This window comes from Aminobacter sp. P4_D5, from assembly GCF_056401815.1.
In genome coordinates, this window is sequence record NZ_JBFUIP010000001.1 from 20,294 (window position 1) to 36,415 (window position 16,122).

Consider the following 16,122-nt stretch of genomic DNA (forward strand, 5'->3'; position numbering starts at 1 on the left):
ATTACAACTCCAGCCTGTTGATCATGTCCTGGGTGATCAGGCAGATGCCCTTTTCCGAGACGCGGAAACGCTTGGCGTCGAGCTTGGGATCCTCGCCGACGACCAGCCCCTCGGGGATGTGTACGCCGTGATCGATGACCACGCGATTAAGCCTGGCGTAGCGACCGACATGGCAGGCCGGCAGCATCACCACATCCTCCAGCGTCGCGTAGGAGTTGATCCGCGCGCCGGTGAAAATCAGGCTGCGCTTGAGCGAAGCGCCCGAAACGATGCAATCGCCCGAGACGAGCGACGACACCGCCGAGCCGCGCCGACCGTCCTCGTCGTGGACGAATTTGGCCGGCGGCGTCAGTTCGGAATAGGTCCATATCGGCCAGTCTCGATCGTAGAGGTCGAGTTCGGGCGTAATATCAGTCAGGTCGATATTGGCCTCCCAATAGGCGTCGACAGTTCCGACATCGCGCCAATAGGCCTCGCCTTCCGTACTCGAGCGCACGCAGGATTTGGCGAAGCGATGCGCCACCGCTTTGCCGTGCTGGACGATGTAAGGGATGATGTCCTTGCCAAAGTCGCGGCTCGATTCAGGCTCGGCGGCGTCGCGGCGCAACTGTTCCATCAGGAACTTGGTCTTGAAGACATAGATGCCCATCGAAGCGAGCGCATAGTCGGGCTTGTCGGGAATGCCGGGCGGATCGGCCGGCTTTTCGATGAAGGAGATGATGTTGTCCTTCTTGTCGACATGCATCACGCCGAAGCCTGACGCCTCGAGGCGCGGCACTTCGAGGCAGCCGACGGTGACGTCAGCCCCCGCGTCGACGTGCTGTCGCAGCATCAGCTCGTAATCCATCTTGTAGATGTGATCGCCGGCGAGGATGACCATGTATTCAGGGCCATATGCCTCGATAATATCGATGTTCTGGTAAACCGCGTCGGCGGTACCCTCATACCACTGCGTCTCGGAGACACGCTGGCTCGCCGGCAGGATGTCGAAACTCTCATTGCGCTCGGGCCGCAGAAAGTTCCAGCCGCGCTGCAGGTGGCGGATCAGCGAATGCGCCTTGTACTGGGTGGCGACACCTAAACGGCGGATGCCCGAGTTGAGAGCGTTGGACAGCGCGAAATCGATGATGCGCGTCTTGCCGCCGAAATAGACAGCAGGCTTGGCGCGCCGGTCGGTCAGTTCCTTGAGTCGGCTGCCGCGCCCCCCCGCCAGAACATAGGCCATGGCATCGCGCGCCAGCGGCTGGTTTCTCTTGATTTCCATGGCACCCTCCCTGCTCAGTCCGCCACAAATTCAAGCATGATCGTCGCCAGCGGCGGCAGAAGCAGCGTCGCGGCTGCCCCTCCTCCATCCGTCGGCCGTGCGGTGACCACGCCGCTGTTTCCCTTGCCCGACCCGCCATAATCCAGCGCGTCGGAGTTGAAGATTTCCCGCCAGGTACCGGCTTTGGCCAGCGGCACGCGATAGTTTTCGCGCATGATCGGCGTGAAGCTTGAAATGACGGCAATAGGGGCAGCACCCGGCGCCTTGCGCAGCCAGGCAAAGACCGAGTTCGCCGCGTCATCGACGATCAGCCACTCAAAACCCTCGGGTTCGCAATCACGCGCGTGAAGTGCCGGGCGCGAGCGGTAGAGAGAGTTGAGATCGCGCACCAACGTCTGCACGCCTCGATGCGGTGGGTAGTCGAGCAGGTTCCAGTCGAGCGCCTTCGCTTCGTTCCACTCGGCGCGCTGGGCGAACTCCTGGCCCATGAACAAAAGCTTCTTGCCGGGGTAGCCCCACATGAATCCGTAGTAGGCGCGCAGTGTCGCGAACTTCTGCCAGTCGTCGCCGGCCATCTTGCTGAGCAGCGTGCCTTTGCCGTGCACGACCTCGTCGTGGGACAGCGGCAGGACGAAATTCTCGCTGAAGGCGTAAATCAGCCCGAATGTGATCTCGCCGTGGTGATGTTTACGATGGATCGGCTCTTTCGAAAGATACTCCAGCGTGTCGTGCATGAAGCCCATATTCCATTTGAAGCCGAAGCCGAGCCCGCCCTCATGCACCGGTTGCGATACCTTGGGCCACGACGTTGACTCCTCGGCAATCGTCATCACGCCGGGATGCGTGCCATAGACGGCGACATTCATCTTCTGCAGGAAACGGACCGACTCCAGGTTCTCGCGGCCGCCAAACTCGTTGGGGATCCACTCGCCTTCCTTGCGCGAGTAGTCGAGGTAAAGCATCGACGCCACCGCATCCACGCGCAGGCCATCGACATGGTATTTCTCGGCCCAGAACAGCGCGTTGTTGACCAGGAAGGACACCACCTCGCGTCGGCCGAAATTGTAGATCGCGGTGCTCCAGTCGGGGTGGAAACCCTGGCGCGGGTCGGCATGCTCATAGAGTGCCGTGCCATCGAAATGCGCAAGCCCGTGCTCGTCGACCGGGAAATGCGCTGGCACCCAGTCGAGGATGACGCTGATGCCGGCTTGATGGGCGCCGTCGACAAAACGGGCAAAGCCATCGGGGTCGCCAAAGCGGGCCGACGGCGCATAGAGCCCCGTTGTCTGGTAGCCCCATGAGGGATCGTAGGGGTGCTCGGAGATCGGCAGGAACTCGATATGGGTGAACCCAGTCTCGGCGACATAGGGGATCAGCCTGTCGGCCATCTCGTCCCATGACAGGAAGCCGCCATCATCACGCCGCTGCCACGAGCCGGCATGGACCTCGTATATGCTGATCGGCTGGCGGCGATGGTCGGCCGCTCTCCAGTAAGCGCGGTGCGCATCGTCGGCCCATTCATGCGCCTGGGGCCTGTCGGTGACCGATGCAGTTGCCGGCCGAAGCTCGGAGCGGATGGCGTAAGGATCTGCCTTCAGCGGCAGCCTGACACCACGGGCACCGATCAGCTCGAACTTGTAGGGCCGGCCGGGGCCGATATCGGGAATGAAAATTTCCCAGATGCCAATGTCCTGGCGCAACCGCATAGAATGGCGACGGCCGTCCCAGTCGTTGAAATCGCCAACGACCGAGACGCGATGGGCATTGGGCGCCCACACCGCAAAATGAACGCCATCGACGCCCTCATGCGAAATCAGATGCGCCCCGAGCTTGTCGAACAGCCGGAGATGCGAACCCTCGGCGATGAAATAATCATCCATCGGTCCAAGCACCGGGCCGAAACTGTAGGGATCGATAAGCCACCAGTCGCCGCCGGCGTTGTGGGCGTACAGCCTGATCGGCTGGCGCTTGCGGATTGTCAGCTTGCCTTCGAAGAAACCGACATCGTTGCGTCGTGCAAGCTCGCCGCAGGCTTTGCCGTCCAGCGTATGTGCCGTGACGGTTTCGGCATGGGGCACGAAACAGCGCGCGAGGAAGCCCTTGCCCAATTGCTGAAGCCCCAGAACCGCGAACGGATCGCCATGGGTTCCGTTGACGATCGCCTCAACATCGCTGTCCGCCGCTCTTTCAAGCTCCGGTTTCGTTTCGGCGGCGGCGCCGGGCTTCAGCATGTTGCGGTGTCCCCTCCCAGGGTTCTTCGTGAGGTCAGTTCATGCAATCACATCAGGCCGGTACGTTCCAGATTTCTTTGGCATATTGTCGAATGGTGCGGTCGGAAGAAAACCAGCCGACTCGCGCGACATTGCGGATAGCACGCGCATACCACTCCGGGCTGTCGCGCCAGACCGCATCAACCTGCCGCTGGGCGGCCGCGTAAGCATCGAAGTCTGCCGCGACCATGAACCAGTCGTGCTGGTAAAGCCCGTCCATCAGCTCACGGTAGCGCGTGGGATCGTCGGGCGAAAACACGCCGGACGAAATCGCCGCCACCGCCTGCTTGAGTTCTGGCGAACCGTCGATCACCGCGCCCGGCTGATATCCGCCGCTGCGCCGCTGCTCGACCTCCTCGGTGGTCAGGCCGAAGATGAAGATGTTGTCGTCGCCGACATGTTCCTTGATCTCGACATTSGCGCCGTCGAGCGTGCCGATGGTGAGCGCGCCGTTGAGCGCGAACTTCATGTTGCCGGTGCCCGAAGCYTCCATGCCSGCGGTYGAAATCTGCTCCGAAAGGTCAGCTGCCGGCATCAAGATTTCGGCGGCGCTGACATTGTAGTTCGGCACGAAGACGACTTTGAGCAGTCCGCGCACCGACGGGTCGCGGTTGATCACCTTGGCGACGTCGTTGGCCAGTTTGATGATCAGCTTGGCGTTGTGATAGCTCGGTGCCGCCTTGCCGCCGAAGAATTTTACGCGCGGGATCCACTCGCGTTCGGGATGCGAGCGGATCTGGTCGTAGAGCGCCACCGCCTCGATGATGTTCAGAAGCTGGCGCTTGTATTCGTGGATGCGCTTGATCTGAATATCGAACAGCGCCGACGGATCGACCTTGATGCCCAATCGCTCGGCGACGAGATTAGCAAGCCGCTCCTTGTTGGCGCGTTTGACAGCTGCAAACTTCTCCCGGAACGCCGCATCCCCAGCAAACGCGTCGAGCTCCCGTATCGCCTCGATGTCGTCGAGGAAGCGGTCGCCGATAGCTTCCCGCGCGAGGCCGGTCAGGCCGGGATTGCACTGGATCAGCCAGCGGCGCGGCGTGATGCCGTTGGTCTTGTTGTTGATGCGTTCGGGATAAAGGCTGTGGAGATCGGCGAACACCGTCTCCTTCATCAGTTCGGTGTGCAAAGCCGAGACGCCATTGACGCTGTGCGAGCCGACAAAGGCCAGATTGCCCATGCGCACGCGCCGCTCGCCGTTTTCCTGGATCAGCGAGATGCGGGTGATCTGTTCGCCGGTGAAGCGGCCGGTCGCCCGCGCTTCCAGCAGCACTTCGGCGTTGATCGCGTAGACGATCTGCATGTGGCGGGGCAATAGCCGCTCGAACAGCGGCACCGGCCAGCTTTCCAGCGCCTCCGGCAGCAGCGTGTGGTTGGTGTAGGCGAAGGTGCTTTTGGCGATGCCCCAGGCCGTATCGAAATCGAGCCCGTGCACGTCCATCAACAAACGCATGAGTTCAGGCACAGCCACAGCCGGGTGTGTGTCGTTGAGATGGATCGCCGCCTTGTCGGGCAAGGAATTCAGGTCGCCATATTGGCTCAGATGCCGTTGAAGGATGTCCTGTAGCGAAGCGGTGGAGAAAAAATACTCCTGGCGCAGCCGAAGCTCCTGGCCTGCCGGGGTGGCGTCGGCCGGATAGAGCACGCGCGACAGCGCATCGGCCTTGTTGCTCTCGGCGAGCGCACCGATGTGGTCGCCGGCGTTGAACTTGTCGAGCAGGATCGGGTCGAGCGGCATGCCGGACCACAGGCGCAGCGTGTTGACGCGCGCTCCGCGCCAGCCGACTACTGGCGTGTCGTAGGCAACGGCCAGCACGCGGTCGGTGGGCTTCCAGACGTGGCGCTCAAGCCGCCCGTCCTTGGCGGTGACGGATTCGACCGATCCGCCGAAGCCGACCTCAAAAGCACGTTCGCGGCGCTCGAATTCCCACGGATTTCCGTGTTCCAGCCAGGTTTCCGGCAGCTCGACCTGCCAGCCGTCATGGATCTCCTGGCGGAACATGCCGTTGGCATATCGAATGCCGTAGCCATGGGCGGGAATGTCGACGGTCGCCATGCTTTCCATGAAGCAGGCAGCGAGACGGCCAAGRCCGCCATTGCCAAGCGCCGCGTCGGGCTCCAGCTTGGCGATGACATCGAACTCGACGCCGAGCGAGGCGAGCGCCTCGCGCATCGCTTCCATCAGGCCGAGATTGGAAAACGCATCGCGCATCAGGCGGCCGATCAGGAATTCCAGAGAGAGGTAATAGACCCGCTTGGCGCTCTGGTCATAGGCCTCCTTGGTCGAAGAAATCCATTCGTCGACGATGCGGTCGCGCACGACCTTGATCGACGCTGTCAGCCAGTCATATTCCGTGGCAACCGTGGCGTCCTTGCCGAGCCGGTATTTCAGCGCGCTCAGAATTTCGGCTGCAAGTGCCTCAGGACTGGTGTCGCCAAGCGGCTGGGGGATATTCGGGGTCACTGCGCGGGTCATGTCGCCTCTCGCATCCTGTTCGGCCACCTAGATGTTTCCTCCCTCGCCGACACCTATCCTCCCGCACTCATGTTAGCCATTAAGAATGCGATCTCAATCGATTTAAACCTCCGCGTCAATATCGCGCGACGCGGAGACTCAGGGTTGTAGCCAACCACTCAGGCGGCGGCGAGCGCCGCCTCCGGCGGGGCCTTGGCTCCGGTCATGAAGGCCACGGCATCCGACATCGTGTATTCCTTTGGATCGATGACGGTGAGCCTGCGGCCGAGCCGGTGGATATGGATCCGGTCAGCCACTTCGAACACATGCGGCATGTTGTGCGAGATCAACACGATCGGCAGCCCGCGCCGCTTCACGTCGAGGATCAGTTCCAGCACGCGACGGGATTCCTTGACACCCAAGGCGGCCGTCGGCTCATCCATGATGACGACCTTGGAGCCGAAGGTGGCGGCGCGCGCCACTGCCACGCCCTGGCGCTGGCCGCCAGACAGTGTCTCGACCGACTGGCTGATGTTCTGGATGGTCATCAGCCCAAGTTCCGTCAGTTTATCGCGGGCGCGCTTTTCCATGGTCGTTCGGTCGAGCATGCGGAACCAGTTGCCCAGGATACCTGGCTTCCTGATCTCGCGGCCAAGAAACATGTTATCGGCGATCGACAGGGCCGGCGACAAAGCAAGGTTCTGGTAGACCGTCTCGATGCCGGCATCCCGGGCTTCCATCGGCGCCTTGAAGTTGATCACCTTGCCTTCGAGACGGATTTCGCCTTCGTCGGGCGTCATCGCGCCTGAGATTGCCTTGATGAGCGAGGATTTGCCGGCACCGTTGTCGCCGATCACGGCGAGGATTTCGCCAGGATAGAGGTCGAAATCGGCCTGGTCGAGGGCGGTAACGCGGCCATAACGCTTGACCAGGCCGCGGGCGGTGAGAAGTGGTTCGGTCGACATTAGCCTGCAACCTTTCTGATCCACTGGTCGATGGCGACAGCGATGATGATGAGCGCGCCGATCAACAGATAGGTCCATTGCGGGTCGGTGCCGATCAGCCGCAGGCCGAGCTGGAACACGCCGACAATCAGCGCCCCAAACAGCATGCCGAGGATCGAGCCACGCCCGCCGAACAGCGAGACACCGCCGATCACTACCGCAGTGATGGATTCGATGTTGGCGAATTGGCCAGCGGTCGGTGAAACCGAGCCGATGCGTCCGATGAGCACCCAGCCGCCGAGCGCGCAGATGAGCCCGGAGATGACGTAGACTGAGATAAGTACCCTGTTGACGCGCACGCCGGAAAGCTGGGCCGCCTCGGGATCGTCGCCGATGGCGTAGACATGCCGTCCCCAGGCGGTGTGGTTCAAGATGTACCAAAGCACCATGACCAACAGCACCATGGCGATCACGCCATAGGTGAGCACGGCATTGCCGAGCTTGAGCGTCGTGCCGAACAATTTGAGGATGGGTGCCTGGGCGTCGATATCCTGGGCTCGGATCGTCTCATTCGCCGAATAGAGGAAGTTCGAGGCCAGCACGATCTGCCACATGCCGAGCGTCACGATGAACGGCGGCAGCTTCATGTAGGCGACCAGCACGCCGTTGACCCAGCCGCAGAAGGCGCCGACGGCAAAGCCGCACAGGATCGCCAGCGACGGCGGCAAGCCGTAGCGGAAGGTGAACTGCCCCATCACCACCGACGAAAGCACCATGATGGCACCGACCGAGAGATCGATGCCGGCGGTCAGGATGACCAGCGTCTGTGCCGCACCGATGATGCCGGTGATGGCGACCTGCTGCAGGATCAGCGTCATCGAGAACGCAGAGAAGAACTTGCCGCCGACGAGGATGCCGAAGGCGATCAGCGAGGCGACGAGCACGATCAGCGGCACCGCCGCCGGATTTGAATGCAGGAAGTGCTGGACCTTTTCTACCGGCGAGCGGGTGTGGGTGTCGAAGCTTGCCACTGACGTGTCGCTGCCCGAGAGAACCTTCTCGAACTCCTGCGGTCGCCCGGCGTTTGCCGATGCGTCAGACATGTCGATTTCCTCCCAATGAGGGATTTTTATCCCTCTTGTAGGAAGGGCGACCAAGGGGCCGCCCTTCGTCTGAAGAGAGTGTCACGCCGTCAGGCGCTCAGATCAACCCCAGCACTTCTCAAGGCCAGACTTGACGTCGATGGATTCAACACCGGCAGCCGGCTTGTCAGTCACCAGCGACACACCGGTGTCGAAGAAGGCCTTGCCTTCGGTCGGCTTGGGCTTTTCGCCGGTGTCGGCAAACTTCTTGATCGCCTCGATGCCGAGGGCAGCCATGGCCAGCGGATATTGCTGCGAGGTTGCGCCGATGACACCGGCCTCGACGTTCTTGACGCCCGGGCAGCCGCCGTCGACCGAAACGATCAGCACGTTCTTTTCCATGCCCACTGCCTTGAGCGCTTCATAGGCACCGGCAGCGGCAGGTTCGTTGATGGTGTGCACGACATTGACGCTGGGATCCTTCTGGAGAAGGTTTTCCATCGCCTTGCGGCCGCCCTCTTCATTGCCGTTGGTGACATCATGGCCAACGATGCGCGGATCGACTTCGTCACCGATCTTGTTGGGGTCCTTCACGTCGATGCCGAAGCCCATCATGAAGCCCTGGTCGCGCAAAACGTCGACGGTCGGCTGCGACGGGGTCAAATCGAGGAAGGCAATCTTTGCGTCCTTGGCCTTGTCGCCAAGGGTCGCGGCTGCCCACTGGCCGATCAGCTTGCCGGCGAGCAGATTGTCGGTAGCGAAGGTCGCGTCAGCAGCTTCAGCCGGCTCAAGCGGGGTGTCGAGCGCGATCACCAGAATGCCCGCATCGCGCGCCTTCTTGATCGCCGGGACGATACCCTTTGTGTCGGATGCGGTGATCAGGATGCCCTTGGCGCCGTCAGCAATGCAGGTCTCGATCGCCGCGACCTGGCTTTCGCTGTCGCCGTCGATCTTGCCGGCGTAGCTCTTGAGGCTGACGCCGATCTCCTTTGCCTTGGCGGAAGCGCCTTCCTTCATCTTGACGAAGAAGGGATTGGTGTCGGTCTTCGTGATCAGGCATGCGCCAACATCGGCAGCCGAAGCGGGCGCTGCAAAACCGGCAAGTGCTGCAACCGCCGCACCAAAGACGGTCGTCTTCAGAACTGAAAACTTCATCGGGTACTCCTCCCAAAATCAAACCATGCGGTCCCCTCCACCGGGCACCGCCCCGGACACTCATGCACTCTTCCCAGTCGAGTATCCGGCATCAACGAAACACCAAACGCAACCATGAGTCAATAATTAAATCACTCTTATTTATTATTGACAGGATTGCAGTCGGCCCGCATTCTGTCCCAAAACGACAAGATGGAAATTACGGGGAGGAAGCCGGTGGAGGCCGGGAGTGTGAGGCACGGTTCGCCAGATGCTGCGGAGAGCCCGCAGCCGCGCGGCACCAACCAAAGTGGCATGCGCGATCACAACGAGCGGCTGGTGCTGTCGCTGGTGCGGCAAAGCGGTGCGCTGGCCAAATCCGACATCGCGCGGATGACTGGCCTGTCAGCCCAGACGGTCTCTGTCATCATGCGCGAGCTGGAGGTTGAAGGCCTCTTGCTCCGACAAGCGCCGGTGCGCGGCAAGATCGGCCAGCCATCCATCCCGATGGCGCTCAATCCCGATGGCGCCTATTTCATCGGCCTCAAGATCGGACGACGCAGCGCCGAGCTCGTGCTCATCGATTTCTTGGGCAAGACACGCGCGATGCTGCAGAACTCCTATCGCTACCCTACCCCGCGCGACACCATCGACTTCGTCAAAACGGGCATCGCCCAGATGCGCGCAACGCTGAAGCGCGAGCAGGACCAGCGCATCGCAGGCCTCGGCGTCGCCATGCCGTTCGAGCTGTGGAACTGGGTCGACACAGCGGGCGCACCGCGCGAGATCATGGACGAATGGCGCAACCGCGACATTCGCGCTGACCTGCAGGCGCTGTTCGGGTTCCCCGTCTATCTGCAGAACGATGCGACCTCGGCCTGTGGTGCAGAGCTGGTGTTCGGCGACATCGGCACGCTGCGCGACTTCGTCTATTTCTACATCGGCGCCTTTGCCGGCGGCGGCGTGGTGCTCAACGGCAGGCTCTATGGCGGCCCAACGGGGAACGCCGGCGCATTAGGCTCGATGCCCGTCCCCGGCCCCGGCGGCAGGCCGACACAACTTATCGACGTCGCGTCGATCGCGGTGCTCGAAAAGGCGCTGAACGCCAAAGGCATCGAAGCCGCCTATCTCTGGACCTCGCCGGAAGAATGGGGCGATCTCGGCCCGGAGCTGGATGCGTGGATCGCAACGGCATCGGATGCGCTCGCCTACGCCATCGTCGCGTCGGCATCGGTCATCGATTTCGAATGTGCCGTCATCGACGGCTGGATGCCTTCGACGATCCGTGCCCGCCTCGTCGAAGCGGTACAAGCCGCGATCGGCAATATCGACATCGAAGGTCTGCGCATGCCGAGCGTCCGCGAAGGCACTGTCGGCATCCACGCCCGCGCCCTGGGCGGCGCCAGCCTGCCGCTGTCCGAACGCTTCCTCATCGGCTCGTCCGCACCGTCACGAGGGGTCTAAGCGTGCTCATCGGTATTCCAGCCTTACTCGGTCCGGACCTGTTGTTCACCCTGCGCGCCATGGGGCACGGCGATGAGATCGCCATTGTCGACGGCAATTATCCCGCCCTTGAACACGGCAGGCGGGTTATCCGTGCCGACGGGCTCGACCTGATCCCGGTGCTCGACGCCGTGCTGCAGGTGCTGCCAGTGGACGACTTCGTTCCTCAGGCGATTTTCCGGTCGTCGGTCAAAGGCGATCCAGCCTTGTCCGACCCGGTGCACGAAGAGATCGAAGCAGTCTGCGCCGCGCGCGCGCCCGGCTTCGCGGTCGTGCCGCTGGCCGGCAATATGTTTTATGAACGGGTGAAAGCGGCGCACACGATCATTGCCACCAGCGAGCCGAGGCTCTACGGCAATGTCATCATCCGCAAGGGCGTCATTTATCCAAAGGGAACCGGCAAGCCATGATCCTGTGCTGCGGCGAGGCGCTCATCGACATGCTGCCAAGGCAAAGCCAGGCCGGCGAACCGGCCTTTGCGCCCTATGCCGGGGGTGCGATCTTCAACTCGGCAATTGCACTGGGGCGGCTTGCCGTGCCGGTCGAGTTCTTTTCCGGGCTCTCCTCCGATCTGTTTGGCCAGCAAATCCGCGAGGTCCTTGCGGCCAGCAATGCCGGCTCCCGCTATGCCGATGTCTCGGCGCGGCCGACAACGCTTGCCTTCGTGCGCCTCACCGACGGACACGCTACTTACACCTTCTACGACGAGAACACCGCCGGGCGCATGCTCACCGAAGCCGACCTGCCGGCTCTTGGCGATGACATCGACGCCATGCTGTTCGGCGCGATCAGCCTGATCCCCGAGCCGTGCGGCTCTACCTATGAAGCGCTGATGAAGCGTGAGCACGAAAGCCGCGTGATGATGTTCGACCCCAACATCCGGCCGGGTTTCATCCAGGACAAGCAGGCCCACCTCGAACGAATGTGGCGCATGCTTGCCATGGCCGACATCGTCAAGCTCTCCGACGAGGATCTGTCGTGGTTCGGCGAGACCGGCGACCATGACGAGATTGCAGCGCGCTGGCTCCGCAAGGGACCGAAGCTGGTCATCATCACCAAAGGCAGCAAAGGTGCTACCGCCTACTCCGACAAGCACACGGTTTCGGTGACGTCGGAAAAGGTCGCTGTGGTCGACACTGTCGGCGCCGGCGACACGTTCAATGCAGGCGTGCTTGCCGCGTTGCATGAACAGAATGTTTTGACCAAGGGCGCCATTGCCGAGCTGTCTAAAACAGCCATCGAAAAGGCGCTGTCGCTCGGTGCGCGTGCCGCTGCGGTCACAGTTTCGCGCGCGGGTGCAAACCCGCCATGGCGGCGTGAATTGGCCTAAATCAGGCGCTTTCGGGCGAAATGGCCGATCACTTTATGTTTCGCTTCGCCAAGCCGGCTCAGCAGCCTGCTCGCGAAATCCCATGTTTTCCGCCAATTTGAGCGCGAAATCGCGTCAACCGAAAGTAACAAGAACCGCAGGCGCGCCATGGATGCCGCAGGGCGCTCGTCTTTTTCGCTTTCGGCAACTCTGCTATCAGCGGCCCGAAGAAAACGATTGGGTTTTGGGGCCATAATGCAGTTCATCGATCTCGGCGCACAGCGCGAAAGAATCCGCGACCGTCTGAAGGCGGCAATTGACAAGGTCGTCGACGACGGCCGCTACATCCTCGGCCCGGAAGTCACCGAATTCGAAAACCAGCTGGCGAAGTATGTCGGCGTCAAGCATGTCGTGGCCTGCGCCAACGGCACCGACGCCCTGCTGCTGCCGCTGCTCGCCTCGGGCATCGGCCCGGGCGACGCGGTCTTCGTTCCGAGCTTCACCTTCGCTGCGACCGCCGAGGTGGTTGCGCTCGCCAAGGCCGAGCCGGTGTTCGTCGACATCGAGCCCGACACCTACAACATCGACATCAACAGCCTCGAAGCTGCCATCGCCATGATCAAGGCAGAAGGCCGTCTCAAGCCCAAGGCGATCATCCCCGTCGATCTGTTCGGCATCGCCGCCGACTATGCGGCGATCGATGCCATCGCCAAGCGCGAGAACCTTTTGGTCATCGAAGACGCCGCCCAGTCGATCGGCGGCTCGCAGGACGGCAAGATGTGCGGCGCGTACGGTCATGTCGCCGCCACCAGCTTCTATCCAGCCAAGCCGCTCGGCTGCTACGGCGACGGCGGTGCGATGTTCACCAACGACGACGCGTTCGCAGCCCGCCTTCGCTCCTTTGCCTTCCACGGCAAGGGCGAGACCCAGTACGACAACATCCATGTCGGCCTGAACTCGCGCCTCGACACGCTGCAGGCGGCGATCCTGATCGAGAAGCTCGCCATCCTCGAAGACGAGATGCAGGCACGCGCGGTCGTGGCCAAGCGTTATGCCGATGGCCTCGGCGACGTGGTGAAGGCCTCTCGCGCTCCCACCGGTGGTCGCTCGGCATGGGCCCAGTACGCCATCGAGACCGCAGATCGCGACGGCTTGAAGAAGCACCTGCAGGAGCAGGGCATTCCGTCGGTCATCTATTATGTGAAGCCGCTGCATGTGCAGGTGGCCTACAGCCACTACCCCCGCACCCCGGGTGGCCTGCCCGTATCGGACGCGGTGCCGGGCACCATCCTGTGCCTGCCGATGCATCCTTATCTCAGCGAAGCCGACCAGGACCGGATCATCACCACGATCCGCAACTATGTCGGCTCCAACTCGGCCAAGATCGCGGCCGAGTAAGCAGCGAACTTCTGATCAGAAGATGAAGGCCGGGTCGATGATCCGGCCGCTCGAGACAAAATGCGGGTTGGCGAAATCCGCATCGTCCGCCTGGTTGCGCTTGCCATAAACAAGCGGCTTGCCGTCCAGCGTGTGAGTGCTCCCGCCCGCGGCGCGCAGCACCGCATCGCCCGCCGCCGTATCCCATTCCATCGTCCTGCCGAAGCGCGGGTAAAGGTCCGCCTCGCCAGCCGCCACCAGGCAGAATTTCAGCGACGATCCGACCGAAACGATTTCGGCGGCCGAAACCTTCTTGATGAAGGCATCGGTCTCGGGCGTGCGGTGCGAACGGCTGGCAACGATGGTCAGCGGCTCGCGGCCCTCGCGCACATGAATGCGATGACGCTCAGAGACCGCCTTGCCGTCGCGTGCCTCGAAGGCTTCCGCGCGACCTGGGCGACCGGAAAAGAAGCGCCCCGTGCATGGCGCATAAACCACGCCGATCTCAGGCGCGCCGTCCCTGATCAGCGCGATATTGACCGTGAAATCGGTGTGGCGCCGGACGAATTCCTTGGTGCCGTCGAGCGGATCGACAAGGAAAAACGCGCGGCCAAGCTCAGGCGGAACCACGCCTTCGGCTGTCTCCTCCTCAGCAACGCAGGGTACGTCGGGATAGGCCGCACGCAGGCCTTCGAGTATCACGCGCTCGGCGGCACGATCGGCCTGAGTGACCGGTGAGGCATCTGCCTTGTCCGACACGACGATCCCCGAGTGGAAGACCTCCATGACCGTGCGCCCCGCGTCGAGCGCCAGGCGTTCGAGCAGTTCGAGGATCGCCTCGTCAGATGCCGCCGCCGTCGTCGTACTGATGCTCTGCAAAGTCTCGCTCATTCAGCCAGTTCTCGACCGTCTCGACCATCTCTTCGGGCGTCTTGCCCAGAGTCTGAAGATGAATCTCAGGTTTTTCCGGCATTTCATAGGGTGAATCGACGCCAGTGAAATTCTTGATCGCACCGGAGAGTGCACGCGCATAGAGCCCCTTGGGATCGCGCTTGGCACATTCCTCGAAGGGCGTGTCAACAAAGACCTCGACGAACTCGCCCTGCCCCATCATTTCGCGCGCCATTCGGCGCTCGGCACGGAAGGGCGAAATGAACGACACGATGACGATCAGGCCGGCGTCGGCCATCAGCTTGGCGACTTCGGCGACCCGACGGATATTTTCGACCCGGTCTTCGTCGGTGAAGCCGAGATCCCGGTTGAGGCCGTGGCGGACATTGTCGCCATCGAGCACGTAGGTATGGCGGCCGGCCGCGTGCAGCTTCTTTTCCAGAAGGTTGGCGACCGTCGACTTGCCGGAGCCTGACAGGCCGGTGAACCAGAGTACCGAAGGCCGCTGGTTCTTGAGGTCCGCACGCGCCTTGGACGTCACGTCGAGCGACTGCCAGTGGATGTTCTCCGAGCGGCGCAGCGCATGCACGATCATGCCGGCACCGACGGTGGCATTGCTGATGCGGTCGATCAGGATGAAAGCGCCGGTCGTGCGGTTGTCGGCAAAGCTGTCGAAGGCAACCGGCGACTGGGTCGAGATGTTGCAGACGCCGACCTCGTTCATCTCCAGCGACTTCGCCGCCTCATGGGCAAAATCATTGACGTTGATGCGGTATTTGAGATCGGTGACCGTGGCACTCGCCTGGTCGGTCTCGGTGCGCAGGATATAGGAGCGGCCGGGCAACAGCGCGGCCTCGTCGAACCACACGACGTTGGCTGCGAACTGGTCGGCGACATGCGGCCGCGCGTCGGGCGTCACCAGCACATTGCCGCGCGACACCTCGACCTCGTCATCCAGCACCAGCGTGATCGCCTGGCCGGCAACCGCCGTGCGCAGGTCGCCGCCATGGGCAACGATGCGCTTGACCCTCGAGGGTTTGCCCGACTTGGCGACGACGACCTCGTCGCCCTGCGAGATCGAGCCGGAAGCTATGGTTCCGGCAAAGCCGCGAAAATCGAGATTGGGCCGGTTCACATATTGCACCGGAAAGCGGAACGGACGTGCGACCGCCTCTTCCTCGACCACCACGGTTTCGAGATGCTCGATCAGCGTCGGGCCGGAATACCAGCCCATCTTGTCAGAGCGTCGCGTGACGTTGTCGCCAAAACGCGCCGACATCGGAATCGGCACGATCGACTTGAAGCCCAGGCTCTCGGCAAAGGCAGCATATTCGGCAGTGATGCGCTCGAACACCTTCTGGTCGAAGCCAACGAGATCGATCTTGTTGATCGCAACGACGATGTTCTTGATGCCGAGCAGCGAGGCGATGATCGAGTGGCGCCGCGTCTGGCGCAGCACGCCCTGGCGCGCATCGACAAGGACGATGGCCAGATCTGCCGTCGAGGCACCGGTCGCCATGTTGCGCGTGTATTGCTCGTGGCCCGGCGTATCGGCGACGATGAACTTGCGCTTGGGGGTGGCGAAGAAGCGGTAGGCGACATCGATGGTGATGCCCTGCTCGCGCTCGGCCTCCAGACCGTCGACAAGAAGCGCGAAATCGACATCCTCGCCTGTCGTGCCGTGCTTGCGCGAGTCGCGCTCGAGCGCTGCAAGCTGGTCCTCGAAAATCTGCTTGGTGTCGGACAACAGGCGACCGATCAGCGTCGACTTGCCGTCATCGACCGAGCCGCAGGTCAAGAAGCGCAAAAGCGATTTCTGCTCTTGCGCAGCGAGGTAGTCGCGGACGCTTTCGGCGGCCTCGATCGTGGTGGCCATGGCGTGGCGCATGC

Annotated in this window: 13 protein-coding genes; 4 read left to right on the top strand and 9 right to left on the bottom strand. The window is 62.3% G+C overall.

The features are described from left to right. Nucleotide 1 precedes the first annotated feature (1 nt). The 6 genes from glgC to AC1DWF_RS00110 all read right to left on the bottom strand — a co-directional run bounded on the left by glgC (nucleotide 2) and on the right by AC1DWF_RS00110 (nucleotide 9,173). On the bottom strand, nucleotides 2-1,264 hold the full coding sequence (gene glgC, locus AC1DWF_RS00085) for a glucose-1-phosphate adenylyltransferase (protein WP_476783498.1): 1,263 nt from the start codon (nucleotides 1,262-1,264) through the stop codon (nucleotides 2-4). A 14-nt stretch (nucleotides 1,265-1,278) separates the two neighbouring features. Further along, nucleotides 1,279-3,495 (bottom strand): 1,4-alpha-glucan branching protein GlgB, encoded by a 2,217-nt coding sequence (gene glgB / locus AC1DWF_RS00090; RefSeq protein WP_476783497.1) that lies wholly within the window; start codon nucleotides 3,493-3,495, stop codon nucleotides 1,279-1,281. A 52-nt stretch (nucleotides 3,496-3,547) separates the two neighbouring features. After that, nucleotides 3,548-6,013: a glycogen/starch/alpha-glucan phosphorylase gene (locus tag AC1DWF_RS00095; protein ID WP_476787510.1), complete on the bottom strand. Its 2,466-nt coding sequence runs from the start codon at nucleotides 6,011-6,013 to the stop codon at nucleotides 3,548-3,550. 158 nt (nucleotides 6,014-6,171) lie between these two features. Then, nucleotides 6,172-6,957, bottom strand: coding sequence for an ATP-binding cassette domain-containing protein (locus AC1DWF_RS00100; RefSeq protein ID WP_476783496.1), 786 nt, complete (start codon nucleotides 6,955-6,957; stop codon nucleotides 6,172-6,174). Continuing rightward, on the bottom strand, nucleotides 6,957-8,039 hold the full coding sequence (locus AC1DWF_RS00105) for an ABC transporter permease (protein ID WP_476783495.1): 1,083 nt from the start codon (nucleotides 8,037-8,039) through the stop codon (nucleotides 6,957-6,959). The genes AC1DWF_RS00100 and AC1DWF_RS00105 overlap by 1 nt, the downstream gene beginning before the upstream one ends. A gap of 102 nt (nucleotides 8,040-8,141) precedes the next feature. Continuing rightward, nucleotides 8,142-9,173, bottom strand: coding sequence for a substrate-binding domain-containing protein (locus tag AC1DWF_RS00110; protein ID WP_476787511.1), 1,032 nt, complete (start codon nucleotides 9,171-9,173; stop codon nucleotides 8,142-8,144). 192 nt (nucleotides 9,174-9,365) lie between these two features. Here AC1DWF_RS00110 and AC1DWF_RS00115 point away from each other — a divergent pair, with 192 nt between their 5' ends. From AC1DWF_RS00115 to AC1DWF_RS00125, 3 genes are read left to right on the top strand one after another with little or no spacing between them, the layout of a single operon-like run. Then, entirely contained in the window at nucleotides 9,366-10,616 is a 1,251-nt protein-coding gene (locus tag AC1DWF_RS00115; protein ID WP_476787512.1) for an ROK family transcriptional regulator, read from the top strand. Between the two features lie 2 nt (nucleotides 10,617-10,618). Further along, the gene (locus AC1DWF_RS00120) at nucleotides 10,619-11,065 is read left to right on the top strand and encodes an RbsD/FucU family protein (protein ID WP_476783643.1); all 447 of its coding nucleotides are present in this window, start codon (nucleotides 10,619-10,621) and stop codon (nucleotides 11,063-11,065) included. After that, entirely contained in the window at nucleotides 11,062-11,985 is a 924-nt protein-coding gene (locus tag AC1DWF_RS00125) for a carbohydrate kinase family protein (RefSeq protein WP_476783644.1), read from the top strand. The genes AC1DWF_RS00120 and AC1DWF_RS00125 overlap by 4 nt, the downstream gene beginning before the upstream one ends. Here AC1DWF_RS00125 and AC1DWF_RS00130 read toward each other — a convergent pair. After that, a complete protein-coding gene (locus AC1DWF_RS00130) occupies nucleotides 11,982-12,218 on the bottom strand; it encodes a hypothetical protein (RefSeq protein ID WP_476783645.1) in 237 nt (78 codons plus the stop codon). The two genes, AC1DWF_RS00125 and AC1DWF_RS00130, sit on opposite strands and share 4 nt — an antisense overlap. 1 nt (nucleotide 12,219) lies before the next feature. On the opposite strand from AC1DWF_RS00130, the gene AC1DWF_RS00135 reads away from it, so the two are divergent. After that, nucleotides 12,220-13,362: a DegT/DnrJ/EryC1/StrS family aminotransferase gene (locus AC1DWF_RS00135; protein ID WP_476787513.1), complete on the top strand. Its 1,143-nt coding sequence runs from the start codon at nucleotides 12,220-12,222 to the stop codon at nucleotides 13,360-13,362. Between the two features lie 15 nt (nucleotides 13,363-13,377). On the opposite strand, the gene cysQ is transcribed toward AC1DWF_RS00135, so the two are convergent. Together cysQ and cysN are read right to left on the bottom strand one after the other, a co-directional pair. Beyond that, nucleotides 13,378-14,232, bottom strand: coding sequence for a 3'(2'),5'-bisphosphate nucleotidase CysQ (gene cysQ, locus AC1DWF_RS00140; protein ID WP_476787514.1), 855 nt, complete (start codon nucleotides 14,230-14,232; stop codon nucleotides 13,378-13,380). Continuing rightward, nucleotides 14,183-16,120 carry a sulfate adenylyltransferase subunit CysN gene (cysN, locus tag AC1DWF_RS00145; protein ID WP_476787515.1) on the bottom strand — a complete coding sequence of 646 codons (1,938 nt, stop codon included), beginning with the start codon at nucleotides 16,118-16,120 and terminating at the stop codon, nucleotides 14,183-14,185. The genes cysQ and cysN overlap by 50 nt, the downstream gene beginning before the upstream one ends. Between the last annotated feature and the right edge of the window lie 2 nt (nucleotides 16,121-16,122).